Source organism: Bacillus sp. FSL R5-0397, from assembly GCF_038593395.1.
Classification (GTDB): domain Bacteria; phylum Bacillota; class Bacilli; order Bacillales; family Bacillaceae; genus Bacillus; species Bacillus altitudinis.
In genome coordinates, this window is record NZ_CP151992.1 from 265,601 (window position 1) to 290,465 (window position 24,865).

Consider the following 24,865-nt stretch of genomic DNA (forward strand, 5'->3'; position numbering starts at 1 on the left):
TTCAAATTATCCTTCTAGCACAAGGTCAAAATCATCTTCTTCTTTCTGCTTCTGATCATGTTCTGTCTTTTGGGGTTCTTTTTTCTCAGAGAAGTTCACAAGTAGGTTGGCGCCAATTCCAATAACAAGTGCGCCAGTTAGTGCGCCGATTAAATACGCCCACCAGTTTCCTACTGAGAAGAATCCGTATAGTCCACCAATTGGCGGCATGATGTCATGGACACCTAATAAGGCAGCAACCCCGCTTCCTGCAGCACAAGCGACGACATTCAGCGGAATCAATTTCAAAGGATTGACGAGTGTAAAGGGAATGGCTCCTTCTGTAATCCCGATAATCCCCATCACAAGGCCGCCTCGTCCGGCTTCTCTGAAGGTAGGAGAGAAGTTGCGTTTTCGAATCAATGTCGCAAGCCCGTATCCTAGCGGCGGAATGACAATCGCGATATTGACGAGAATGGCAGGAAGATAGACACCTGATAGGAAGAGCGCGTTACCAGCCATCCAAGCTGATTTATTCACTGGGCCGCCAAGGTCAAAGCCAATCATTGCACCTAGAATGAGAGCAAGTGCGAGTGTGCTCGTTCCATCTGCGACCATGCCTTTGATCCATTCAATTAATGCGGTGTTCAAAGCTCCTAATGGACCGCCTAGCAGAACGGACATGAGAAGTCCGGTTAAGCCAACAGTAATGAGCGGTAAGATGAGCAGAGGGACGAGTCCAGCTGCAGAGCCTTGAATTTGAATTTTTCTTTTCACAAAGAGAGCGACATATCCGGCAAAGAAACCTGCAATGACGGCGCCGATAAAACCAGCATTTGTTGAGCTGGCAAGAGCTCCGCCGATAAAGCCGGCCGCAAGACCAGATTTATCCGCAATCGAATAGGCAATAAAGCCAGCGAGCAGTACGTTCATTAAGCCAATGCCTGTCCAGCCAACCTGTTCCATCAAATAGGCACCATGTAAAATGCCGCCTGCATCTTTATAGGCGTTTAAATCTGACACACCAAAACCTAACCCGACTAGTTTGGCTAAACCAACGATAAGTGAAGCTCCGATGATCACCGGAAGAATATAAGAAATACCGGTCATGAGGTGGCCTTCAATGACTTTTAATTTTGCTTTCATTCTGCTTTGCTCCTTTCTATATGGCATTGCTCTTTTTTATTGGGATTCAGATTTTTTCTTTTCAACCAGCGCAACGGCTTTTGTGATGATTTGCTCGGCATTTTTTAGAGCGCGTCCGATTTCGACACGAACAGTAGGAATACCTGAGAAGCGTTCAGCGTCGTTAATGTGCTGATTGGAGGCAATGATGCAAAGGTCTGCCTGCTTGGCTTCCTCTGCTGTAATGCCATTCACCTGTCCCATAATTCCTTGTTGTTCGATTTTAATCTCGTGTCCAAGCTGTTTACCCGCATTCTCTAATGCTTTTGCTGCCATTGGTGTATGAGCTAAACCTGCTGGGCATGAAGTGACACCGACAATTTTCATTGTGTAATCCCCTCTTTCAATTGTTGTTCAATGACTTCGTAATAATAGTCTGCTGTTTGACCGGGTTGAATCTTTTCGATGAAAGCAGGCTCCATTAAACTTGTGGCAATGCCAGACAGTAATTTGAGGTGTGTGACATTGGCCTCTTCAAGTGGAACGAGCAGTGTAAATAAATAGCTTGTTGGCAAATCGTCGAAGCTTCCCCATTCAATGGGTTGTTCAAGTTCTAAAAAGAGAAGTGAAGCCGTTTGAACAGCAGAGCTTTTTGTATGAGGAATCGCAAAACCTTGCTGAAGTCCTGTTGAGACTTCGTCTTCGCGTTTCAACAAATCTGTTAATAACCCTGACTGATCGTTTGTAATGTGAAGGTCTTCAGCTTTCTCGGAAATGTATTGTAAAATCTCATTCTTTGATCGACCGTTTACTTGTGTAAAAACATGATCTTTTTGGAACAAGCTGATCCCTTCTCTCTTGTTTGTTAAGCGCTTACAATTTGATTGTAATGTACTTTTCGATATGGTTAAATAGCATCATTTTCCGTTTGAAATGGCAAAAAGTTTATGAAGCGAACAGACTAGTCATCTGAATATCTCAAATCCTAGCTTAAAACGAGTTTAATTATGTCAAAAATAGATTCTACTAAAAAGGATTCTGTGATATTCTTCCAAGGTATTGTAAAAGATAAGGGGGTCTTTTCATGTTTAAAAAGCAGGTCAAATCCTGTGTGGTTGTACTCATGGCCATCATTCTATGTATGGCTGCATTACCTGGGTACGAGGCATCAGCTGTTAGTAAAGGCACAAGTGTCAATGAAGCCATTGGGTTGAAAGATGGTGAAGTCATCTCAGGTACATTACAGAATGAAAAAGAAGAGTCATGGTACCAAATTACGCCATCTGCAGATGATGTGGCAAAACATACACATATGCAAATTTCTGTCAAAAGCAAACAAGTGTTATCTGTATCGGTCTACCCAAGTAAGGATAGAGCGATAAAGGATGACACTTATTCGAGATATCGTGTGGACACAGCAAGTGGAGAGACAGAAATCAACTTCCCGCATGCATGGTCAGGTCCTTACTATGTCAAAGTGCTGTATTTAGGTTCAGAGGAAGACAGCCGTGATGAGGAAGAGGATGCAGCATATACAATCGGGTATAAAGGTGCGAATCTTCCGCCATCTGAACCGATTTTCCCTGAAGAAGAAGAGCCAACGATCATCATTATTGAGAAAAAGCATGGACGTGAAATTCTTCAATCCATTCGTACGATCGAAGACAAACGATTCAATGAAACAGCCGATGGTCAGAAGCTGACACGTCTGCTACAAAAAACAAAGCCGTTTCTCAAATCTAAACTCATCAACAATCAAAAAAAGCAGCAAAAGGTGTACAATCATTTGCTGACATTAAAATCATTGCTGAATGACGTAGAGAAAAATGGTGCATTCAGCGGTCATATCGTCACAGAGAAAGAGCAACAGGCGATCCGTTCCCTTTTTGATATGCTCAAAGAGGCAAGTCCAGCCTATTTAAAAAAGGAATTAGAAGCAGTGGGGCAAAAAGTAGGAATCGATCAGCTTGAAGGAAAATCGATCGGTTATGTATTAGAGAAACAAAAGCTTGTTCCAGAAGAAAAGGTCAACACAAACAAAATCATCTTTAAATTAAAGGATGGACAAACGCTTCAATCCGCAAAAAAGAAAATGAAAAGCTACGGAATTCAAGAAAACCGTGTGACATCTCAGTCAGTAAATCCTTTATTTAAAGGAATGTATGTTTATGATGTACCGGCAGGGAAAGAATCAGCAGGCAAAACGCTGAAAGCAGGCAAAGCTGTGATCAAAAGCACGGCGAGAAAGCTTTCTAGTATGCCGAATGTTGAATTTGCAGAGCCTGTACAAACGTATCGTGCGCTCAGCAATGACGCGCAGTATGGTTACCAGTGGCCGCTGAAAAACAGCGCCCAAAACAGTGGGAAAAAAGGCGCTGATGTGAAGTTTGAACAAATGAATACATTGATTGGTACAAGCAAAATGAAGCAAACGTTAATCGCTGTTGTGGATACAGGTGTCGACAGCCGTTTGTCTGATTTAAGCGGAACGGTTCGTACAGACTTAGGTGCCAATCTGATTGGCCGTAATAAAGATGCAATTGATGACAATGGCCACGGTACCCATGTGGCAGGTATCATTGCAGCAAAAGCCGATAATCATTACTCCATGGCAGGGCTGAATCAACATACAGGAATCATCCCAGTCAAAGTGCTGGATGCGTATGGATATGGAGATACAGAGCATATTGCTCTTGGCATTAAACATGCAGTGGACAAAGGTGCAAAGGTCATTAACATGAGCCTTGGCGGCTACTACAGCAAGGTCATTGAATATGCGATGAACTATGCTGCACAAAAAAATGTATTAGTGGTAGTGGCGAGCGGAAACGATGGCATTCCAGAAATGGGTTATCCTGCGACTTCCAAGTACGCCATGGCAGTTGGTGCAAGCAATCGCATGGATATTGCCGCTGAATTCTCAAGCTATGGGAAAGGGTTAAGCATGTCTGCACCAGGATCTGATATCCCAAGCTTAATGCCTGATGGGAATGTTTCATACCTGAGCGGGACATCAATGGCTACACCGTATGTTGCAGCAGCAGCAGGATTACTGCTTTCTAAAAATCCAACCCTGAAACCAAATCAAGTGAGAAATATTTTACAAAATACAGCGGATGATATTTCATTTAAAGCTGTTGATGGAACAGATGACATTTTCTATGATGAATATGACGAGCCTGTTGTTGATCCGAAAATTCCGGGTATCGATTGGATGACAGGACATGGCAGACTCAATGCTTTTGCCGCGTTAAGTGCTGTTGAATTAAACGCATCAGTTAACAAAGTAGAAGATCAGCATCAAAAGGTGACAGGAAAGGCGAAAGCCGGCGCTGCCATTTCTGTGTATAGAGGCAAAACCCTGCTTGGAAAAGGCACGGCAAGCAAAAAAGGAACCTTTAGTGTGAAGATCAAGCATCAAAACAAAAATAAAGTGCTTCACATCAAGATATCAAAAGGAAAGGCTGCGACTTCGCTCAAAACGGTCGTGAAAAAGGGCAAAGCGCCAGCTAAGCCAAAGGTGAATCGAGTAACAGTGAAAAGTAAAACGGTCAAAGGAACTGCGGGTGCAGGCTTGACAATCAAGGTGAAGAACAAATCAAAGAAAGTCATTCAAACGGTCAAAACGAATAGCAAAGGCGCATTTACGGCTAAAATCAAGCCGCAAAAAGCCAAAATCGTCTTGTATGTGACGGCTTCAGATGTGAGAAAAAGAGAAAGTAAAGCAGTGAAAGTTGTTGTGAAAAAATAGTCTTGCAGCTTCCCTTTTGAATAAAAAGGGGAGTTTTTTGTTTTTTACTGGAAAAATGACAATAACTGTCGATAGTAATATAGTAGGAAAAAAAAGGAGGATTTATCGATGAAAAAAATCATGTTTGCTTTCTTTCTATCATTGCTTCTCGTTTTCCCAAGCTTTGCACATGCAGAGGAAACAGGAGCAGTACCAGCATCCGTACAAGTAACAGGCGTCACAGCAGCAGACGGTGGTATGGTCAATTACGGTTCTGGCAGTAAATATCGTGTAGGTTCATATTATCCAGCTACTTTTAAAGGAACATTAAAGGACACAAGTGGTCAACTCATGGCGAATCAGCCAATTCAGCTTTATTTTGAAGCAGCAATCAAATCATATGCTCAAACAGCGACAGGTACAACAGACGAGAATGGACAATTTTCACTAACGATTCAAGTTCCTGCAGGTGCAGGCTACCGTACATACAATAATGCAGGCTGGTCTACACATTACTACGATATCGTTCCAGTGACTTTCACTTCAAACGACATCACGCTATCTTCAAATGTGACAAGTGTGTACCATTTGGCATATACATCACGTTACTAATCTGCTAGAAGATGCGACTTGGCGCAAGCCCTGTCGTTTTCATAGAAAAAAAGGATGTCAGCTAGTGACATCCTTTTCTTTTTGTTAGCAAACCTGCTGGGCGGCAACCGAAAGAGTCGCTAAACAAACACTCATGAGCCGTTTCTCCCAGATTCGATCGAGCATTGAGCTTTACATCTTGAGCTTTGATGGATAAGAACTTTGAATACTTGAGCTTTCAGCTTTGAACGTTCAGCTTTGAGCTTTTATCATGGATCATCCTAAGATGATCATCAGATGAGGAGGGAATGACCTTTCCCTCGGAGGTGTTTAGTCCTATCGATTTTCGGCTCACTAACAAAATCGACTAGTCGATCTGTATTTTTGTCAAGGTATTGCTTTCTGATAAGGAGAAATCCACTTCCATTTGGAAATCTTCAATCTCTTTCGAAAGCTGTTCAATCTTCACTCGAAGACGAAGAGGGTCAATGATCGCCGCCTCATTTTCAGCTAGGAATGACTTGACGATCTCTTGGTTGGCAGCGGCTTGTGTTTTTCCGTCTTTCCCAAATAGTGTTTCTAAATGTTGATCCAGTCTCTTTTTCACATCTTCATTGATTTGTTCTGACCGGTCAACCAGCTCTGTGTAGACCTTTTTTAATTTTCGTAAATAACGAATATCGTAATCTATGGATGTCTTGCGTTCAATGGCTTCTGCTACGGTCATGCTAACACCCGCCACCTCAATCGTTGTCGTAGCATTCGACACAACGATGGCTGATTTAATGGCATTTCGGCGTTTGATTAATGCTTGAATCGATTGGTCATCTGCTTTTGCCTTTTTTTCTACTTCTTCTTGATTTTGAAATCCGTTCTGTATATGTTTCCCGATGACCAAGCCACCGAGTACAGCTTCATCAATCGTTCGGTTGATTCTTTTATCTAACATTTTCAGTTCACTTAATGCTCTTGTAATGGTCATTTCCATATTAACGACAGCTCCCTTGATTCATCCTGAAAATCATAGATTCCTATCATATACCAAAATGTCTTTGTTTTGCTAGTGATATCCTTTTTTGGAACAAACAAAAAACCTGGTGCTATACACCAGGTTTTTCTCGTTTTTTCTGAATCCATGTTGTCATGTAATAGGCAGCATAGCAGAGTGCGATAAAAGGGATACCGCAGATAAGAGCAATACGCTGATTTGGATCAAAAGCAATGCCGATCACAGATGCAAGGCATAGGAGGAAGGCAGCAATCGGAACCACCGGATAGAGCGGGGTTCGGAAAGATAAATCATGAAGCTGTCCGCCATCCTGTAAGAATTTTTTGCGAAACATGAACTGTGAAGCTGCAATTCCCATCCATACAACAACAACGGCAAGTCCAGAGATTGAAACAAGAACCAGATACACCGTTTCAGGTGCGATGACACTCGATAGCAAAGAGAGAATGCCCCCAATCATACTCAAAATGAGTGCATTCAAAGGAATTCCCTTTGACGTCAATTTTGCCAGCTTTTTAGGTAATGTTCGTTCTTCAGAAAGGGACCATAGCATGCGAGATGAGGCGTATAGCCCTGAGTTTGCAGCAGATAAAATCGCTGTCAGAATGACAAAATTCATGAAATCTGCCGCATACGGAATACCGATGCGATCAAATACCACAACGAAAGGACTTTTGATCACCCCGGCTTCTTCTACTGGAATTAAGCCGGCTAAGACTACGATCGTTCCGACGAAAAACAGGACAAGACGTAGCACAGTCGTGCGAATCGCCCGGGGAATGGTCTCATCTGGATTGACACTTTCGCCCGCAGCAATCCCAATTAGCTCAGTACCCGAAAAAGCAAAATTAACAGCCAGCATGGTCATTAAAATCGGTAAAAAGCCGTTTGGGAAGAGACCCCCATCTCCAGTGAAGTTAGAGAAGAACGGAGCGGCCTCACCGCCTTTTAGTGGAATCAATCCAAACATCGCCGCTCCGCCAAGAATAATAAAGAGAATAATAGCCATGACTTTAATGCTAGAAAACCAAAATTCCGATTCTGCAAAAAACTTAACTGTAAAAGCATTGAGTAAAAAGATGAGAAGCGCAAAAACACCGCTCCACATCCAAACCGATGTGTCCGGGAACCAGCGCTGCATTAAAAGACCTGCCGCTGTAAATTCTGAACCAAGTGCCACGGTCCATGTCAGCCAATAAAGCCAAGCCACTGTATAGCCAGTGCCGGGCCCAATGTATTTTGTTGCATATGTGTGAAAAGCGCCTGTAACCGGCATTGCGACAGACAGTTCACCTAAACAGAGCATCACGAGGTACACAATTAATGCCCCAACCAGATAAGCCAAAATCGTTCCCGCAGGTCCGGCCTGATTGATCGTATATCCTGAACTTAAAAAGAGTCCTGTGCCAATCACGCCACCTAAAGAAAGCATGAACAGGTGACGGCTTGTCATTTTTCGTTGATATTGTTGTGACTGATCTTTTGCTTGTTCCATGTCTTCCCGCCCTTTTGCTTAGAAGTATGTGTGTTGAGTCATGATGCTACGATGTTGCCTGTTTTAAGATATCGGTAATATCCTCTGGTGTCGTCCGGCAGCAGCCGCCGATGATTTGTGCACCGTCTTTATACCATTGCTGCGCACATTCACCAAATGTATGGTGAGACGTATCTCCGCTCCAAACCTTTTCTTCAGGATCATATAATTCCCCTGAGTTCGGATACACGACAATCGGTTTGCTCGTCCCTTTTTTCATCTCCTGAATAAGAGAAGACATATATTGCGGCGGTGTACAGTTTACGCCAACAGCAGCGATCTGCTCATATGGCTCGAGCGTTTGTACACAGTCTCTCAGCAGATCCCCTTCACTAATGTGCTTGCCATCCTTTGCGCTAAACGTGATCCACGCATACACACCGCTGAATTCGTCCTCCAGCAGTTTAGCGATAGCGATTGCTTCAATGAGACAAGGGATGGTTTCACAAGCGAGAATATCTGCACCAGCCTCTACCAATGCTTGAATTCTTGGTCTGTGAAAATCAATGAGCGCCTGCTCTGTGAGTCCGTAATTTCCCTTATATTCTGAACCGTCAGACAAATAAGCGCCGAAGGGCCCCACAGATCCAGCGACAAATGGTTTTGCCCGCTCTTTATGTTGTGTCTCATCCTGCCAAAACTGCTCGCATGCTTCTTTTGCTAACGTGACAGATCGTTTCATTAATTCGATGGCTTCTTCTTTTGTATAGCCTTTTTCAGCAAAGCCATCAATTGTCGTTTGGTAGCTGGCTGTTGTTGCACAGTCAGCACCTGCTTGGAAGTAGTCCAAGTGTACTTGCTGAATCAATTCTGGCTGTTCAATGAGGATTTTGGCTGACCATAAACTGTCGTTTAAATCACAGCCCTTTCGTTCAAGCTCTGTTGCAAGTGCACCATCTAAAATCAAAGGTGTGTGAGCCTGTAAACGGCTTTGAATAGGATTCATATAAATCAAACAGCCTCCTTTGTCGATCGGAAATAATGGATATGATATGAGGCAGTAGTTTAAATGACTAAAGTGTTTTTGTCAAGGAGAGGAATAAGCATCATACGACGGAAAAACCCTGATAACATGCGGGTTTGAGTGCATAAACATACAGTTGAAATAATAGAAAACCAAGTCATTGACAGCCTCTAAAAAGAGATATATATTATGGAAAGGTTCATTTCAGAAAGCTTCATCAAAAGGCGCCGTCTTTTGATTTTTATTTTGTCCAACGACTGTCTTCTTTCGTGCAGAAAGAGGGTTTTTTATATGCTTAAAAAAGGAGGAAAGAAGAAATTGAAAAAATGTGTAAAAGATATTGCAATGATTCTCGTTGGTTCTTTTTTATTTGCTGCAGCTGTGAACATGTTTGTCATTCCACTTGAGTTTGGTGAAGGTGGCGTAACGGGGCTGTCCATCATTTTCTACTATATGTTTGAGATTGCGCCATGGCTGACAAACCTTGTGTTGAATGCGATTTTATTACTTGTGGGGTATAAATACTTGGACAAGAAGACCACGATCTACACAGTGGTAGCTGTCGCAAGTAACTCTCTATTTTTACATTTGACCACTACATGGGTGGTGAATGTCCATGAATTGATCATTGGTTCTATTTTCGCAGGGATCATCATTGGTATTGGCATTGGTCTTGTTTTAAGAGCGGGCGGTACAACAGCGGGATCTGCCATTCTTGGGCGAATTGCGAATAAGTATCTAGACTGGAACGTGAGCTACGCCATCTTGTTCTTTGATCTGATCGTTGTTTTTGCTTCTTATTTTATTATTGGTGCGGAAAAATTAATGTTTACGATTGTGATGCTGTATGTGGCGACTAAGGTGATGGATTTCGTCATAGAAGGGCTTAACACGAAAAAAGCGGTCACGATTATTTCTTCATGCAAAGATGATATTGCCGAAGAAATCAATCATACCTTGGATCGAGGCGTGACCATTTTAAACGGTCGCGGTCATTATTCGAAGGAATCGAAGGAAATTCTCTATGCGGTTATTCAAAAGCAAGAGCTTATGCGTTTAAAGAAAATCATTAAGAAAATTGATCGAGACGCATTCGTTGTTGTCCATGACGTACGGGATGTGTTTGGAGAAGGATTTGTGAATATATAAAAAGTGAAAAAAGACACCTCCACTATAAAGTGGGGGTGTCTTTTCATATGTTGAGTGATCTTATGTTTAAGGGACTATTTTTTCAAGGTATCATCTTTTTTCTCGTTACTTTTCAGAAAGAAAAAACGTATACACTCAGCAATGGCCGCTCCCACCACAAACAGGATGATGGGTGTAATGGTAAAAGGTTGTTTGAAGATGAACAAATACACGATATAACACAAAGTTAGTGTAATGACTAAAGTGAGATAATTACTCCACATTTTTTTCAAGGTCATCAGCTCCTCGTTTTTTAAGGTCTACCATTATTCGGTATTGGTTGGGTTGAAAAGAACTAGCCACTTTCAGCCGTTCTCATCACTTTAATTCGATTTGAGTGTTCGTAAAACTTAGTATGAAGTTCATAAGGATAAGCCATTGTGAATGAACTTCTTAATTCCATACAATTCAGCTTATCCCTTTAAAATAAAGAGATTAAATGAGTTGTTTCCTATGATATTCGTTCCTGTGTATGTTTGTTGTCTACAATAGACACACGCTAGATTTATCTTGATCAGGTGAAGCCTTGAAGAAAGAGAAACTTCCTGTATGAAAATTTATAGCGACGTTGAGAGTGAAAAGTTGCAAAAGATACCTCTTGTCACATCATACTATGTATTGTATAGTATAAATAGTTAGGAGTTGTAAACATGAATGCACAACTAAAAAAAGGATTACTGGAATTCTGTGTACTGGCGGTATTAAAGAAAGGCGATTCCTATGGTTATCAAATGATTAAAGATATGTCCCATTGTATTGAGATTTCAGAATCGACATTATATCCGATATTAAAGCGGTTAGAGCAAAACAATTATGTGGAGACCTATTCACAGGAACATAACAGTCGATTAAGAAAATACTACCGGATGACAAAGAACGGACGGGAGCATATCGCGCAATTTTTAGCGGAATGGGATCAAGTGATGGCGATTTACGACTTTATTTCTGGAGGACAGAGCAATGAATAAAAAAGAATTTTTAGCCAGCTTAGAGAAGCACCTGCATCGTCTAGGCGAAAAAGAAAGTGATCGGTTCATCGAGTATTACGATGAAATGATCGAGGATTATCAGGAAGATGGCTACAGTGAACAGGAAGCAGTTCATCAAGTCGGTCAGCCTGCCATTATTGCTGAAGGGATTTTAAAGGAACAAGGAATCAAAACCATTCAGGTGCCGACGTTTGGAGAAAAAGCCACAAGACTCTCCATCCTCATTTTAGGCTTTCCGTTATGGGGCAGTATTCTAGCAACAGTCTTCCTGCTGTTTCTTTCTGTGTATATGGTGATTTGGTGCATTCCACTCGTGACAGGTACAATGACGCTAGTTGGTCTGCTCGGCGGTTTTTGGAGCATCATTGGTTCTCCGTTTATCTTTCAAGACGGTTTGCATGTGGTGGTGACACAGATCGGAGTTGGTATTCTTCTATTAGGTGTCGGATTATTAAGCGGCGTAGCCACGGCGTATTTGACAAAGCTATTTGTGCAAGGGACTGTTCAAACCACTAAGGCATTCATGGGAATGTTTAAAAAGAAGGTCGTGAGAGTATGAACGTGAATGATTTAAAAAAGCAATGCATCAAATGGGGGATCATCTTCACCGTTGTTGGAGGCATGATCATGGCAATTGGTTTTGGACTTTCAGGCTTTGACCTAGATGCATATCAAAACAATGACCAGAACAATGTGTTCCGCACGATCAATTGGAGCAAGCCATAAATGAAAGACCCGCTTATGCGGGTCTCAGACCGTAGACAAACCCCACCTTTACTTCAAGTAAAAGTGGGGTTTTCACTTATTTTGATAAAATTGATCAGTCGCTTTACGCTGGACATGGCTCTTTCCATGTCCAGTTTGCTAATTTCTTAAGATTCATGGCAGCGAAAGTAAGCATCGCCTGCATCGAAACTTTTTTCAATCCTCGAAGTTTCGTCCATCGCATTCCATGCTTTTCTTTTGCATCCGCAAAAACGCGTTCAATCGTTTCTTTCCGTTTTGCATAGATGTTCTTATTCATTTCAGTGAGTCTCAGATGGTCTGCTTCGTCTAGGTAGTCCTGCCAAATATGTCGGTGAATCTGTTTGGTGTGATTTTGACTTTGTGTACAGTTATCTAGAAACGAGCAGGATTTACATACCTCTGAATCGGACGCATATTGCTTATATCCCTCTCTAGTCGTTGTACGATAAGAAAGAATTTGCCCGTTTGGGCAAATGTAACAATCAACATGTGCGTCATATACGTATTCATTCTTTTTCAAGTAACCAGCTTTTGTTTTCGGGCGAGTGTAAGGCATGACAGGTCTTATCTCTTGATCCATTAAAAACTTGGCGATATAAGGTGTTTTATATCCAGCATCCACTGCGACTACATTGGGTTTTCCGACTTTCTTTGTCACCTTTGATACAAGTGAATCTAACATACGACTATCATGAACATTTCCACCAGTGACCAGTGTTCCTAAAATAAATCCTTTTGAATCACAAGCCGTATGAAATGAATAAGCAAATAACTTTTCACGTTCATCCTTTACATAGTAGCCACTCTCTGGGTCAGTTGTACTGACCTTGATTTCTTTTTTCTCTTCTTTATTCTGTAGGGGTAACGGCTTTTTTCCATGTTCCTCACGATCAACATTGATCTCCTCATGAAGCTGATTTTGATAACTTCTCGTTTCTACTCGAACAATTTTCTTTTCAAGTTTTTTCTTATTGGCGTTCGCTTTTACATGAGTTGAGTCAATGAAAGCGATAGATGGATCAACGAGACCTTTTTTCATCGCTTCTCTTAAGATTCGATAAAAAATTTGTTCGAATAAATCTGTATCATGAAAGCGTCTCACGTAGTTCTTACCGAAGGTAGAAAAGTGCGGAATTTTCTCTGAAAACCCATACCCAATAAACCAACGATAAGCAACATTGGTTTCAATTTCTTTAATGGTTTGACGCATAGAACGAATGCCAAATAGATATTGGATCAAAACCATTTTAATAAGAACAACGGGATCCACACTTGGTCTACCGTTATCAGAACTATAATGATCTTTGACAAGATCATAAACAAAATCAAAATCGATCGCTTGATCAATTTTTCGTACAAGATGATCTTCAGGCACTAATTCATCTAAGGCCACGACTTCTAATTGATTTCTTCTTTCTTCTTCACGTTTCGATAACATGTTCATCCCCCACAGAAATGTGTTATTGCCCTTATTATACAAAAAAGCGTGTAGACTTTGTCTACACGCTGAGACCCGCTTATGCGGGTCTTTTTTTCGCTCTGGCAACAAAGAAAAAATAACAGCAGAGTGCGCCAAGGTCACAGAGCATAATAATCAGCCCCATGGGAAAGGCAGTCTGGCTTCCAGCTAAGCCGACAAGGGGTGTCATGCAAGCGCCTAGCAGCATTTGCGCCACACCGATGAGGGCAGCGGCACTTCCAGCATGTGCGCCGTGATGCTGCATCGCAAGAGATGGTGCAGAGGTGCCGACAATCCCAACGCTTGAGACCACAAAAAAGAGCGGAATGAGAATGCCATAAAGCCCTGCATCAATAGAGATCATCACACACAAGGTGACGCCTCCTAAAGCAGCTGTCAGCAGCCCGATGCGAAGGACTTTCTCCTCACCAATTTTCGCAGCAACGCGGGCAAATACTTGTCCGGCTGTGATGATGCCAAGACTATTCACCGCAAAGGCAGCGCTGAAGCCCTGCGGAGAAAGGTTGAAAATTTCCTGCAATACAAACGGTGACCCAGAGATATACGCAAACATGGCGGCGAAGACAAGCCCTTGTGAGAGAGCATATCCGACAAAGAGTCGATCGCTCGCTAGAATTTTCATCGCACCTAGGATCTGTTTGAAGCCTCCAGTCTGTCTGCGTTCCACAGGTAAGCTTTCTTTCAATGAAAACATCGATCTTAGAAGCATGAGCGCCCCGAGGATTCCTAGCAGAACAAACACACCCTGCCACGTCGTGAACCGTAACATTTGTCCGCCCACGATCGGTGCCGCTGCTGGAGCCACTCCGTTGACTAACATGAGCAAAGCAAAGAATTTCGTCATTTCTGAGCCTTCATAATGATCTCGTACGATGGCTCGTGCAATGACAATGCCTGCTGAACCAGCAAGTCCTTGAATCAGCCTTAAAAGAATGAATGTCCAAATTGATGTGACAACTGTACATAAAAGAGATGCCGCAATAAAAATGATTAATCCAACCATCAGCGGCTTTCTTCTGCCGACTGTATCACTGATTGGACCTGCAATCAGCTGTCCAAGCGCAAGTCCAATCAAACAAGCCATGAGACTTAACTGAGACAGCGCCGTGCTTGCTTCAAAGTCACGGGCGATATTAGGTAAAGCAGGTAAATACATATCCATTGCCAGCGGTGCCAGGGCTGTTAAAGAGCCAAGAAGCGCGGCAAGGAGGAATCGATTTTTTTTCGATTCTTGGGGATAAGATAAAGAATTCATATGATGCCACTCCTCGTATACGTCCTCAAATCAGCATAATGAATCAAGCTTTCCATTTCAATCAAAATTTTCAAAGAAGTTTTCGTGCAAAATCATTGATCTTTCGAAGGAGACTCTTTACATTGAATGAGTAGAGAAAAGAATCAGATCATCGGCATGCAATGATTGCATGATTCGTATATCCATTCATAGACAAACAGGAGGTGCTGGCATGGAGCAACAAGAGTTGATCATTCGTCAAGCGGTGAGCGAAGATCATGAGGCGATCACACATGTGTTGATCAAATCATACGCACAGTATGAGCCTCAATTTACAGAGGAAGGCTGGCAAAATTATTCTGCAGCGCTGCGAGCGGCTGTAGATAACCCAAACATGGAGTTGATGCTCGTGGCCGAGCTTGAGGGCAAGGTCGTGGGGACCCTTCAAATGTTTCGATCATCAGAACAGGCATATGACAAGCCGGAGATGGGCATTACTTCAGCGATTGTCCGGTTTTTAGGGGTAGATCCTGATGTGAGAGGAAAAGGCATTGCAGAGTCATTGTTGCGTAAAAGTATAGAACTAACGCAATCGTGGGGCGAGAACGTCCTGTACCTTCATACGTCGGATAAAATGCAGGCCGCCATTCGTTTATATGAAAGAATGGGCTTTGAACGGGCACTTGATAAAGAATTTGTGAATCAAAATGGGACGCATGTGAAGAGCTATCAGTATGTGATCAAAAAAGAACAGCCGGCTGGCTCATAACACGCTGTATAAGAAGAGGAAGAGCATGTCCTGCATGGACGGGGCTCTTCCTCTTTCTCATGATACCCATACGTTCAGTGCCATATATGAAAAGCACCATGAGATTAATCCGAACATGACAAAGAATTTCAACACATGTTCATAAGGGGTCAGCTTTCGATCTCTTTTCGTTTTCACAAGCCGCCAGTAAAGGGCATAGCCACAAAAAACCAAGATGATTTGTCCGAGTTCTGCTACGGTTTCGATGATTGTGATTCCGTTCATTTGTTTTCACCTCACCATATGTCTTCCATAGGCAGCAGCAGTGAACCTTTATTTCTTCAAAAGAAAGCAGTGTATACTAGAATAAGAAGTAGATGCAGAAGGGGTTGTGACCGATTGTTTCCGCTATATGCAAATTCTTGGGAGGACGTCATTGAGAGAAAAATCAAATATGATGATCAGGTTGTGGAACATACGTGTCAGCTGTTAGATGCACAGGAGCAGCAAGTCGTGTTGTTTCATAAAATTCAAGAACCATTTACAATGGTTGCTGGTGATGGCACTGTCACGATTCCAAAAGGGAGTTATACGACCGCCTATTATTGGACGGACCGGCCTTACAATGTCTATTTTTGGCGGGATGATCAAGGCAATGAACTTGGCTCTTATTTGAATATCGTCAGACATACATGGTTTGAAGAACGGGTGGTGATATTTGAAGATTTATTGATTGATCTACTCGTTCTTCCGAATGGTGATTTCTTTGTTTTGGATGAAGATGAACTGCCGGAGAGTTTAGCTTCCTTTGAACACGGCTCGGTTCATCGAGCACTCCGTGATGTCATCCATTCGTTAGCGCACATCCTCGATCAAGTGAGGCTGGATGCGAAAGGGAAGTATCATCACACCCTCTTTCAGAAGATGTTGAAATAGAAAAAACGATTCCTTGCTGAAAGGAATCGTTTTTTTATCAAACCTTGATCCGGTTTAGTCGTTTTTGTAAAGCAGTTTTTGTTTTAGATGCTTTTAGTTGTTTGACCGCACTTTGAGCGGTTGCTTTTGTTTTCTTTGTTCGTTTGGCTTCGGCTTTTTTGACTTTTTGTTTGGCATCTGTCACTTTCTTTTGATAGGCGACTTGTTTTTTGACTTTGTCGAGCCGGTTTTGCAGGCTTGTTTTTTCTTTGCCTTTGGATAGCTTTTTAATGGCCGTTTGGGCACTTTTAATCGAGCCTTGGGTTTTACTTTTTTCAGCTGATTTGACCTTCGCTCGTGCGTCACGAATATCAATGGCTGTTTGGACTTTTTTGACTCGGTCAGTGAGTGCAGTTTTTTGTTTACTAGCAGTCAGTCTGCCAATTTTCGTTTTGGCTTGATCAACATCTGTCTGTTTTTTAGATGTTTCGGCTGTCTTGACTGCGCTTGTCGCAGCCTTTAAAAAGGTTGACTGCGGCACATATTGCACGCGGCCATAGCCGAATTGTGGATCTTTTCCTTTTGCACCAAGATCCACTGTATAGCTGCGCAATAAGGTGCGGAGCTGAACATTTGTTTTCTTAGGATGTAGCTGTTTTAACAGCGCAAGCATTCCTGTGACATGTGGTGCCGCTTGTGATGTACCCGTGGCATACCAATATTCATTTTTCAAATAGGTACTGATGACGTTCTCGCCGGGAGCGGAAAATTCAATTCCTTTCCCCGTATTAGAGATGGAGGCGAGTTTGTCTTTGTCAGTCGTTGCGGAAACAGCAATGACGCTATTGTATGCGGCAGGATAACTAATCCCATTCTTCTTTCCATCATTTCCACTTGCAGCAACGACCAGCAGTCCTTTTTTGTATGCTTCATCAACTGCTGAACGTAAAATCGGAATGTTATCTTCAAAACCTAGACTTAGGTTGATGATGTCCATCTTATTGCTAATTGCCCAATCAATGCCTCGGAGCAGACTGTATAAGTCGCCTTCTCCTTTTCTATCTAATACTTTTACAGCATACAGCTTCACACCAGAAGCGACACCGACCGTACCGTAATCATTATTGAGCGCCCCAATTGTACCGGCGACATGTGTTCCATGTCCTTCATCATCTTTGTAAGAAGACGTGTAATCGACGAATGATTTACCACCGGCTACCTTTAAATCTTCATGTGGGAAAATACCAGTATCCAGAACGGCTACTTTCACATTTTTCCCTGTCACGCCTTCTTTGATTGCTTGCTTTACATTGAGCTTCTGCAAGTTATAAGATTTTTGTACCAAAGCATCCTGACCAGTAGCAGCAGCCGTTTTTTTCACGGTAGAAGCAGCGAGTTTGACCCTAACGTTTTTTGAAACATAAGCGATGTTTGGGTCTTTTTTAAGTGAGGTGACAGCTTGCTCATCTGCTGTCACTGCTACAGCTGGAAGATGTATGTATTGAGCGTTCACTTTTTCACTTTCTTGAATAGCCGTTTGTTTTCCTTTTTGATTTTTATAGACGATGATGACATCTGTTTCTTTTGGTGGTGCAGCTGCCTGCGAATGGAAGGGCAAAGCAGTTGTCAAAGCAAGAAGAAACGCGATGACCACGACGATTTTCTTTTTCAAGGCAATGGCTCCTTGCATATGAGGTGACCTCCGTCTTTTTTTCTTTATTATATCGGAGAAATAAGATAGATGGTTAGAAGAATCATAGTCTAGAAAGAAAGTTTTTTTCACACGTATCCCGAAATTGAATTTCATAGAATTCTAGTAGACAATAGAGAGATCATGATATGAGAAAGAAGGACATGCCGATGAATGTAAAAGAGTATATGACGTATGATGCGACAGGACTGGCGTCACTTGTGCAGAAAAAGCAGGTCACGCCCGAAGAGCTTGTACAAGCTGCATTTACTAGATTGGAAGAAGTGAATCCAGTACTAAATGCGGTGATTCATACTAGACGAGATCAAGTGTTCAAAGACATGAAGTCACTAGATGCGGATCAGACGTTTGCTGGTGTTCCGTTTGTGTTGAAAAATATATCGCAGGGGCTGGAGCATGAACCTTTGACGGCGGGTGCTTTGCTGTTAAAGGATGTAAAGGCGCAAACAGATTCCCACTTTGTCCGTCGATTGAAGCAGGCTGGGCTCCTCATGATCGGTCATACGAACACACCTGAATTCGGATTGAGAAATGTGACAGAACCCTTTTTATATGGTCCGACGAGAAACCCTTGGAATGCTGACTATTCTCCGGGCGGTTCAAGCGGTGGGACGGCAGCAGCTGTGGCAAGCGGCATCGTACCTGCGGGTGGAGCGAGTGATGGCGGAGGGTCTATTCGGATTCCGGCATCCTTTACTGGTTTATTTGGACTCAAGCCAACAAGGGGGAGAACACCGGTCGGCCCGGGTGCAGGAAGGCAGTGGCAAGGAGCTTCCATTGACTTTACGCTCACAAAAACAGTTCGAGATAGTGCAGCCCTGCTTGATTTGCTTCAAGTCATTCAGCCAGAGGCTGCGTTCCAAACGCCATTATATGACGGCAGCTATCAGGAGGATTTGGTGAAACGAACCTCTTCTATGCGAATTGCTTACAGTGTAGACTCTCCAGTAGGCACGAAGGTGAGTGAGGAAGCAAAGCAGGCAGTCTTGAACACTGTGAAATGGCTGAGTGAACAAGGGCATCAAATAGAAGAAGTGAAGCCGGACATTGATGGTGTCCATCTGATGCAGCAATATTACGTCATGAACAGCGGTGAAATGTCTGCCTTATTTACCTCTCTGGCTCGTTCATTCGGGCGTCCGGTGAAGCCGGAGGAGACAGATATTGTGGCATGGGTACTGGCGGAAGCAGGAAAAAATGTGACGGCGGCTGCTTATACAGAAAGTCTTGATGCATGGGATATGGCCGCTGCAAAAATGGCCGCATTTCATCAAACCTACGATCTATATGTGACCCCAGCTACTGCCTATTCGGCTCCAAAGGTTGGCGAGCTGATGCATAACGATCAAGAAATTGCTGCATTGTTACGTGTGTCATCCCTTTCAATGCAAGCACAGCAGGATCTGATTTATGAAATGTTCCTCAAGAGTTTGACCTACACACCATTTACACAGCTGGCTAACCTAACCGGCCAGCCATCTATGAGTGTGCCAGTTCATCTCACAGAAGCAGGCATGCCTTTAGGCGTACAGGTGACAGCACCAAAAGGAAAAGAGGACTGGCTGCTCAGACTGGCGTCAGAAATAGAATCATCCTCATTATGGAAAGGAACGCATCCATTACTGAATCAATAACAATGGCATCGACGTTGGTCTATGGAGGAAAGGAGTGTCACACGTGAGTACGAAGGACAAAATCATTCAAACGGCCGCACTTCTTTTACGTAAACAGGGGTATCATGCGACAGGGTTGAATCAAATCATTAGAGAGAGCGGCACGCCGAAAGGATCTCTTTATTATTACTTTCCAAATGGAAAAGAAGAGCTAGCCATAGCAGCCGTTGAATATATTAGTCAAAGGGTCATCGATCAAATTGAAGAAAGCTTTGCCTATTCTGATGACCCATATGTCGCCGTCGATCATTTTATGACAAATATCATTCGGGGTTTTATGGAGCAAGAAAGTGAAAGAGGGATACCGATTGTCTTACTGGCGGCAGAGTCAAAACCTGAACATACAAAACTTCATGCTGCATGCAAACAAGAAATGATCCGCTGGCAAGAGCTTGTCAAAGAAAAGCTGATGAATAGCGGATATGATGAAACAAAAGCAGATGAGCGGGCATCTCTCCTTCATTCAATGGTCATCGGCGGATTATCAATGACTACTGCATTAAAGCAAACGACACCTTTAGAGCACGTAAAATGTTACCTTAGACACTTATTTATGCGAGAAGAGTAAAATCTCTCGCATATTGCCTATCTATTATATCAATTGGTCTATATAATAAAGATAGTCAATTAGTCATGAGGAGTGATGGGATGTCGGAGCAACCACAATCGATCAAGCAATCCGAAGATACCTCTTTTTATACCGTGTCCGGTTCGGGGGAGCTGTATGGTTTGGAAAATCAGCTTGTACATGTGCTGGCAGAAGCAAATCAAACAAATCAACTGTTTGAGCTTGTCTTAATCACAGGGGGGAAAGGTGCTTACTTTCCGCTGCATTGTCATGAGACGCTATTTGAAACCATCTTTGTGCTGGAAGGGAAGCTGGAAGTGATACTGGACGGTAAAAAGTATATGGTGACGGCCTGTGATTATATTCATATTCCGCCCAAAACAATTCATGGCTATAGAATGCATAGTCACAAAACACGGTTTATTTCTTATGCACTGGGCGGGCAAATGACAGATGTCTATCAGCAAATCGGAAAGAGCCTGTTGCAGAATGAATGGCCGATGACTGATCACCCATTTGATGCAGACAGCTTTCATCAGGCTGAAAAAGAAAGCGATATCATGTTGATGCACGGCATTAGGGAGCTATCCAATACAACCAAGCCAGCTGTTTTGTTTCATAGTCAGCTCCCGCGCGCAGTGCAGCCATATGTGCTGGAGGCTGGTGAAGGAAAGCAATACATGGTCGAAGGTCAGCTTCATGAGCTGATTGCGACAACAGAAACAACAGGAGGCGGATTCAGTTATTTTGTGATTGAAGGGACAAAGGGAAAAGGCTTACGTCCGCATTATCATGAAGTGCATACAGAAGCACTTTATTGTGTTGAAGGCAGAATGAATCTTCAGTTAAACGGAGAAAATATTTGCTTGATGCCGGGGGATTTTACTTATATTCCTCCGAATACCGTTCACTCGTATGAATTAGTGTCTCATTCAAATAAAATGTTGGTTTTGCTGCTGCCTGGCTATATTGAGCAAGTGTTTGAACAATTTGAAGAAGCACAAAGTCCAGGTATGTGCCCTTATTTTATACAGGAAGGGAACATGATGGAGGGTGGGGAGACCTCTGCTCAGTATGATTTGGTGTTTGTCGAAGAAAAATAGCTGTGTAACGCGTTACACATATTGAAGTAAACAACCTGCTGAATCAATCGGCGGGTTATTTTGTTTTCCCTTGTGGAACAGCATCCCTATTCATATGTATGAACCATCCATTCAAGGTGAAGCTATAGACATGATGACCTTAGCTAAAGGAGGAAATGCAGATGAGAGCTGTCACCTATCAAGGGAAAAGCCGCATTGCGGTAAAGGAAGTAGCTGCACCATCTATTCAAGATCGTGAAGATGTCATCGTTCGAATTACATCTACAGCTATTTGTGGGTCAGATTTACATTTATATCAAGGGAATTTCCCGCTTCCTATCGGCTATGTGATTGGGCATGAACCGATGGGGGTGGTAGAGGAAGTCGGGCCGGATGTCACTGCGGTGAAAAAGGGAGATCGTGTCGTCATTCCATTTACCGTGGCGTGTGGTCAATGCCAGTATTGCCATCACCATTTAGAAAGTCAATGCGATCACTCAAATCCCCATTATGATTCAGGCGGACTTTTTGGATACAGTGAGAAATATGGGAATTACCCCGGAGGACAGGCTGAATATTTACGTGTGCCCTTTGGAAACTATACACCATTTAAGGTGCCGGATGATTGTGAGTTAGAGGATGAACAATTGCTGTTTTTATCAGATGTTCTGCCAACTGCTTATTGGAGTGTAGAACACGCAGGTGTAAAAAAGGGGGATACGGTCATTGTGCTAGGATGTGGACCTGTTGGGTTAATGGCACAGCAATTTGCTTGGCAAAAGGGCGCAGAGCGGGTCATTGCTGTTGATTACATAGACTACCGCCTTCACCATGCAAAACGAATGAGCGGCGTAGAAGTATTTGATTTTACAGAAGACCCTGACATGGGAGAAACCCTAAAAGAGCTCACAAAAGGTGGGGCGGATGTTGTCATTGATTGTGTGGGGATGGATGGGAAAAAGTCACCGCTTGAAAAGATTGAACAGAAGCTCAAGCTGCAAGGCGGAACGATAGGGCCCATTCAAATTGCCACAAAAGCCGTGAGGAAATGCGGGACTGTTCAGCTGACGGGTGTGTATGGAGGTCTTTACAATATGTTCCCATTGGGTGCTTTTTTCGCAAGAAACGTCACGCTGAAAATGGGACAGGCGCCAGCGAGAGGGTACATGTCAAAGCTTTATCAAAAAGTGACAACCGGGGAAATTGATCCTAGAGCGATCATCACACATCAATTGCCGCTAGATGACGCAGCTCATGCGTATCACATATTCAATGAAAAACAAGATGATTGTATAAAAGTCATCTTAAAGCCATAAAAAGAAGGCTTAGGATATTTCCTAAGCCTTTAATGTGTACTCGTCCATCATTTTTTCGATTAATTCAAAAAATGTTTTTTTATCTTCTTCTGATAGGTGATTGAACAGTTGATTGACAAGCAGCTGACGATTGTCGATCATTTGTCTGGCGATTTGTTCACCTGATTCAGAGAGTGTAATCCATACCGTACGGCGGTCATTGTTATTTCTAGAGCGGATAATCAGCCCTTCATCTTCTAAGTGATTGAGAGCGGTTGTTGTTGCGGAGGGAGATAATGAAACTTCCTGCAGAATATTTTTCACAGTACATGATTGATGGCGGTAGATGATGCGTAAAATAAACCCTTTTACATTCGTGACGTTTTTCGGGATATTCTCTTCATCTATTCGTTTCGTCGCTTTTAAATACTTTGTCAGTGCATGGTCTAACAAACTTGCCTCTAGCTCGAAATGTTGCATTCTCCATACCTCTTTTCCTATTGCATTCGCATTTTCCGATCAATTACTAGGTCTATCTTATCATAATAAGCATCATCATTTAAACCAAAATGGAAGACGGCTATAAAATTACCTATATTATCAATTAATAAAAGGAACAATTCCAAAATGAAATGATTTTACTTTCACCTTTTTTTATTTTAGAATGTGAATGAGATAAAATCTGCCAATCCAATTCACTGGAAATTGGCTATTGGACATCAAACGTTTGGAGATGAAGATATTGAATACTTTACAGGCATTACTAAACGACAGAATGGAACGCTCTTCACAAATTGAAGCGGTAACTGGCGGAGGTGTGTCTTATACATTTGAAGAATATGCAAAACGCATTGATCAGCTGGCACATTACTTACACCGTAAAGGAATTCGAAAAGGTGACCGGGTGTGCTTTATTTGTCAAAACCATCATCACTTTTCTACGATTATGCTGGCAGCCATTAAAGCAGGTGCAGTCGCCGTACCGCTTAGCTGGCAGCTTACCTCTTTTGAGCTAGAAGGTATCTTGAAAAAAGCAGAGCCAAAGGCTTTATTTTTTGACCGTGAATTCCGTGACATCATTGCGGCAGTGAATGTGTCTTTAGAAGATTGTCTCATGGTGGAATCTGGTGTCAATGCGAAAACAACACAGCTGTTTGAAGACATATTGGCGTCTAATGATGGAAGTGATCTTGCTGAACAGGTATCAGAAGAAGATCTGGCCATGATTTTATTCACCTCAGGTACAACAGGTAATCCAAAAGGCTGTATGGTCGGACATGGACGAATCTATCAATTTTTAACACGACGTGGGAATCGAGGATTTGATCTGAAAGGAAAACGGTACTTGGCAAGTCATCCGCTGTATCATATGAGTTCTATTAATCACTTGATTGCAGCTGCAATTGAAGGGTATACGTTAGTCTTCTTACATGATGCAACACCGAAACGCATTTTAGAAACGATTGAGAAAGAAAGAATTACGTTTATGATGGCTTTCCCATCAGCTTATACGTACATGCTAGAAGAAATGAAGCGTGGTTCGTACGATCTCTCATCTTTTGAAATTGCGATTTCTGGTGGTACGAAGGTACCGGTACGCTTAATTAAAGATTACAAAGAAGTAGGCATTCAGATGATGCATGGCTATGGAAGTACGGAAGCGTGGGTTGTGAGTGCGTGGCATCCAGCGATGGGCGAGGATAAGATGGGCTCTGCTGGTAAAGTGGATCCGGATGTAGAAGTCAAAATCGTGCATCCTGAGACAGAGGAGGCGCTGCCAGCTGGAGAAATTGGCGAGGTCGTCATGAGAAGCCCATTTTATTTCTTAGGCTACTATCATCAACCTGAAGCGACAGAGAAAGTGCTCAAAGATGGCTGGTTCCATATGGGGGATGCAGGCTATCTGGATGAAGACGGTTTTCTTTATATCACAGGGAGATACAAAGATGTGATTCTATACGGTGGGGATAATATTTATCCTGACCAAGTGGAAGAGGTCATTGATCAAATTCCAGGTGTAATTGAATCTGCTGTCATTGGGGTACCAGATGACTTATATGGTGAAGTACCAAGTGCGTATATCGTAAAAGACGAATCTGTCGATTTCTGCGAAGAAGATGTGGTGAATTACTGCAAGGAACGTTTAGCAGATTACAAAGTGCCATCCATTCATTTCACGCAGGATCTGCCAAAAAATAAACTTGGTAAAATCATGAAGAAAGATTTACGTGAATTGGTTGTGAATGCGTAGGACCTATTCTGCTATAATGAAATTTGAATGATTTTTTGTTTTTCTAACGTTT

At 42.6% G+C, this 24,865-nt stretch carries 24 protein-coding genes; 13 read left to right on the forward strand and 11 right to left on the reverse strand.

Annotation, left to right across the window (positions count from 1 at the left end):
• Positions 1–6 precede the first annotated feature (6 nt).
• From NSQ70_RS01455 to NSQ70_RS01465, 3 genes are read right to left on the reverse strand one after another with little or no spacing between them, the layout of a single operon-like run.
• Entirely contained in the window at positions 7–1,125 is a 1,119-nt protein-coding gene (locus tag NSQ70_RS01455) for a PTS fructose transporter subunit IIC (RefSeq protein WP_342502385.1), read from the reverse strand.
• 36 nt (positions 1,126–1,161) lie between these two features.
• Positions 1,162–1,491, reverse strand: coding sequence for a fructose PTS transporter subunit IIB (locus NSQ70_RS01460; protein ID WP_007498438.1), 330 nt, complete (start codon positions 1,489–1,491; stop codon positions 1,162–1,164).
• Positions 1,488–1,946, reverse strand: a complete 459-nt coding sequence (locus NSQ70_RS01465; RefSeq protein ID WP_024719036.1) for a PTS sugar transporter subunit IIA — start codon at positions 1,944–1,946, stop codon at positions 1,488–1,490. Before NSQ70_RS01465 ends, NSQ70_RS01460 begins: the two co-directional genes overlap by 4 nt.
• A 242-nt stretch (positions 1,947–2,188) precedes the next feature.
• On the opposite strand from NSQ70_RS01465, the gene NSQ70_RS01470 reads away from it, so the two are divergent.
• Both NSQ70_RS01470 and NSQ70_RS01475 read left to right on the forward strand, forming a co-directional pair.
• A complete protein-coding gene (locus NSQ70_RS01470; protein ID WP_342502386.1) occupies positions 2,189–4,855 on the forward strand; it encodes a S8 family serine peptidase in 2,667 nt (888 codons plus the stop codon).
• A gap of 108 nt (positions 4,856–4,963) precedes the next feature.
• Positions 4,964–5,446: a hypothetical protein gene (locus tag NSQ70_RS01475; RefSeq protein ID WP_007498435.1), complete on the forward strand. Its 483-nt coding sequence runs from the start codon at positions 4,964–4,966 to the stop codon at positions 5,444–5,446.
• A 346-nt stretch (positions 5,447–5,792) separates the two neighbouring features.
• On the opposite strand, the gene NSQ70_RS01480 is transcribed toward NSQ70_RS01475, so the two are convergent.
• From NSQ70_RS01480 to mmuM, 3 genes are all read right to left on the reverse strand, one after another.
• Positions 5,793–6,413, reverse strand: a complete 621-nt coding sequence (locus NSQ70_RS01480; protein ID WP_017360397.1) for a hypothetical protein — start codon at positions 6,411–6,413, stop codon at positions 5,793–5,795.
• A 112-nt stretch (positions 6,414–6,525) separates the two neighbouring features.
• The gene (gene mmuP / locus NSQ70_RS01485) at positions 6,526–7,929 is read right to left on the reverse strand and encodes an S-methylmethionine permease (RefSeq protein WP_045034642.1); all 1,404 of its coding nucleotides are present in this window, start codon (positions 7,927–7,929) and stop codon (positions 6,526–6,528) included.
• Positions 7,930–7,975: 46 nt separating this feature from the next.
• A complete protein-coding gene (mmuM, locus tag NSQ70_RS01490; RefSeq protein WP_268432003.1) occupies positions 7,976–8,914 on the reverse strand; it encodes a homocysteine S-methyltransferase in 939 nt (312 codons plus the stop codon).
• Positions 8,915–9,250: 336 nt separating this feature from the next.
• On the opposite strand from mmuM, the gene NSQ70_RS01495 reads away from it, so the two are divergent.
• The 4 genes from NSQ70_RS01495 (at position 9,251) to NSQ70_RS01510 (ending at position 11,835) form a co-directional block, all read left to right on the forward strand.
• Positions 9,251–10,081 carry a YitT family protein gene (locus tag NSQ70_RS01495; protein ID WP_025206673.1) on the forward strand — a complete coding sequence of 277 codons (831 nt, stop codon included), beginning with the start codon at positions 9,251–9,253 and terminating at the stop codon, positions 10,079–10,081.
• Between the two features lie 689 nt (positions 10,082–10,770).
• Complete coding sequence (locus NSQ70_RS01500) at positions 10,771–11,088, forward strand: PadR family transcriptional regulator (RefSeq protein WP_025206674.1); 318 nt, start codon at positions 10,771–10,773, stop codon at positions 11,086–11,088.
• On the forward strand, positions 11,081–11,668 hold the full coding sequence (locus NSQ70_RS01505) for a DUF1700 domain-containing protein (RefSeq protein ID WP_256688970.1): 588 nt from the start codon (positions 11,081–11,083) through the stop codon (positions 11,666–11,668). Before NSQ70_RS01500 ends, NSQ70_RS01505 begins: the two co-directional genes overlap by 8 nt.
• A complete protein-coding gene (locus NSQ70_RS01510; RefSeq protein WP_170861584.1) occupies positions 11,665–11,835 on the forward strand; it encodes a hypothetical protein in 171 nt (56 codons plus the stop codon). Before NSQ70_RS01505 ends, NSQ70_RS01510 begins: the two co-directional genes overlap by 4 nt.
• A 103-nt stretch (positions 11,836–11,938) precedes the next feature.
• On the opposite strand, the gene NSQ70_RS01515 is transcribed toward NSQ70_RS01510, so the two are convergent.
• Together NSQ70_RS01515 and NSQ70_RS01520 are read right to left on the reverse strand one after the other, a co-directional pair.
• Positions 11,939–13,294, reverse strand: coding sequence for an IS1182 family transposase (locus NSQ70_RS01515; protein WP_047947312.1), 1,356 nt, complete (start codon positions 13,292–13,294; stop codon positions 11,939–11,941).
• A gap of 79 nt (positions 13,295–13,373) precedes the next feature.
• Complete coding sequence (locus NSQ70_RS01520; RefSeq protein WP_024719029.1) at positions 13,374–14,591, reverse strand: multidrug effflux MFS transporter; 1,218 nt, start codon at positions 14,589–14,591, stop codon at positions 13,374–13,376.
• 211 nt (positions 14,592–14,802) lie between these two features.
• Between NSQ70_RS01520 and NSQ70_RS01525 the strand changes: the two genes are divergently transcribed.
• Complete coding sequence (locus NSQ70_RS01525) at positions 14,803–15,339, forward strand: GNAT family N-acetyltransferase (RefSeq protein ID WP_008342165.1); 537 nt, start codon at positions 14,803–14,805, stop codon at positions 15,337–15,339.
• Between the two features lie 57 nt (positions 15,340–15,396).
• On the opposite strand, the gene NSQ70_RS01530 is transcribed toward NSQ70_RS01525, so the two are convergent.
• Complete coding sequence (locus NSQ70_RS01530; protein WP_008342164.1) at positions 15,397–15,603, reverse strand: hypothetical protein; 207 nt, start codon at positions 15,601–15,603, stop codon at positions 15,397–15,399.
• A 114-nt stretch (positions 15,604–15,717) separates the two neighbouring features.
• On the opposite strand from NSQ70_RS01530, the gene NSQ70_RS01535 reads away from it, so the two are divergent.
• On the forward strand, positions 15,718–16,254 hold the full coding sequence (locus NSQ70_RS01535; protein ID WP_342501767.1) for a DUF402 domain-containing protein: 537 nt from the start codon (positions 15,718–15,720) through the stop codon (positions 16,252–16,254).
• Positions 16,255–16,291: 37 nt separating this feature from the next.
• Here the strand turns inward: NSQ70_RS01535 and NSQ70_RS01540 are convergent, their stop codons facing one another.
• Positions 16,292–17,905 (reverse strand): S8 family serine peptidase, encoded by a 1,614-nt coding sequence (locus NSQ70_RS01540; protein WP_342502387.1) that lies wholly within the window; start codon positions 17,903–17,905, stop codon positions 16,292–16,294.
• Positions 17,906–18,093: 188 nt separating this feature from the next.
• Here NSQ70_RS01540 and NSQ70_RS01545 point away from each other — a divergent pair, with 188 nt between their 5' ends.
• From NSQ70_RS01545 to NSQ70_RS01560, 4 genes are all read left to right on the forward strand, one after another.
• Positions 18,094–19,578: an amidase gene (locus tag NSQ70_RS01545; protein WP_326111491.1), complete on the forward strand. Its 1,485-nt coding sequence runs from the start codon at positions 18,094–18,096 to the stop codon at positions 19,576–19,578.
• A 43-nt stretch (positions 19,579–19,621) separates the two neighbouring features.
• Positions 19,622–20,185 (forward strand): TetR/AcrR family transcriptional regulator, encoded by a 564-nt coding sequence (locus NSQ70_RS01550; protein WP_024719023.1) that lies wholly within the window; start codon positions 19,622–19,624, stop codon positions 20,183–20,185.
• Between the two features lie 80 nt (positions 20,186–20,265).
• A complete protein-coding gene (locus tag NSQ70_RS01555; protein WP_342502388.1) occupies positions 20,266–21,288 on the forward strand; it encodes a quercetin 2,3-dioxygenase in 1,023 nt (340 codons plus the stop codon).
• Between the two features lie 161 nt (positions 21,289–21,449).
• On the forward strand, positions 21,450–22,583 hold the full coding sequence (locus NSQ70_RS01560; RefSeq protein WP_035390568.1) for a zinc-dependent alcohol dehydrogenase: 1,134 nt from the start codon (positions 21,450–21,452) through the stop codon (positions 22,581–22,583).
• A gap of 21 nt (positions 22,584–22,604) precedes the next feature.
• Here NSQ70_RS01560 and NSQ70_RS01565 read toward each other — a convergent pair whose 3' ends face one another.
• Positions 22,605–23,042, reverse strand: a complete 438-nt coding sequence (locus tag NSQ70_RS01565; RefSeq protein WP_024719020.1) for a MarR family transcriptional regulator — start codon at positions 23,040–23,042, stop codon at positions 22,605–22,607.
• A gap of 262 nt (positions 23,043–23,304) precedes the next feature.
• On the opposite strand from NSQ70_RS01565, the gene NSQ70_RS01570 reads away from it, so the two are divergent.
• A complete protein-coding gene (locus tag NSQ70_RS01570; RefSeq protein WP_072367539.1) occupies positions 23,305–24,813 on the forward strand; it encodes an AMP-binding protein in 1,509 nt (502 codons plus the stop codon).
• Positions 24,814–24,865 lie beyond the last annotated feature (52 nt).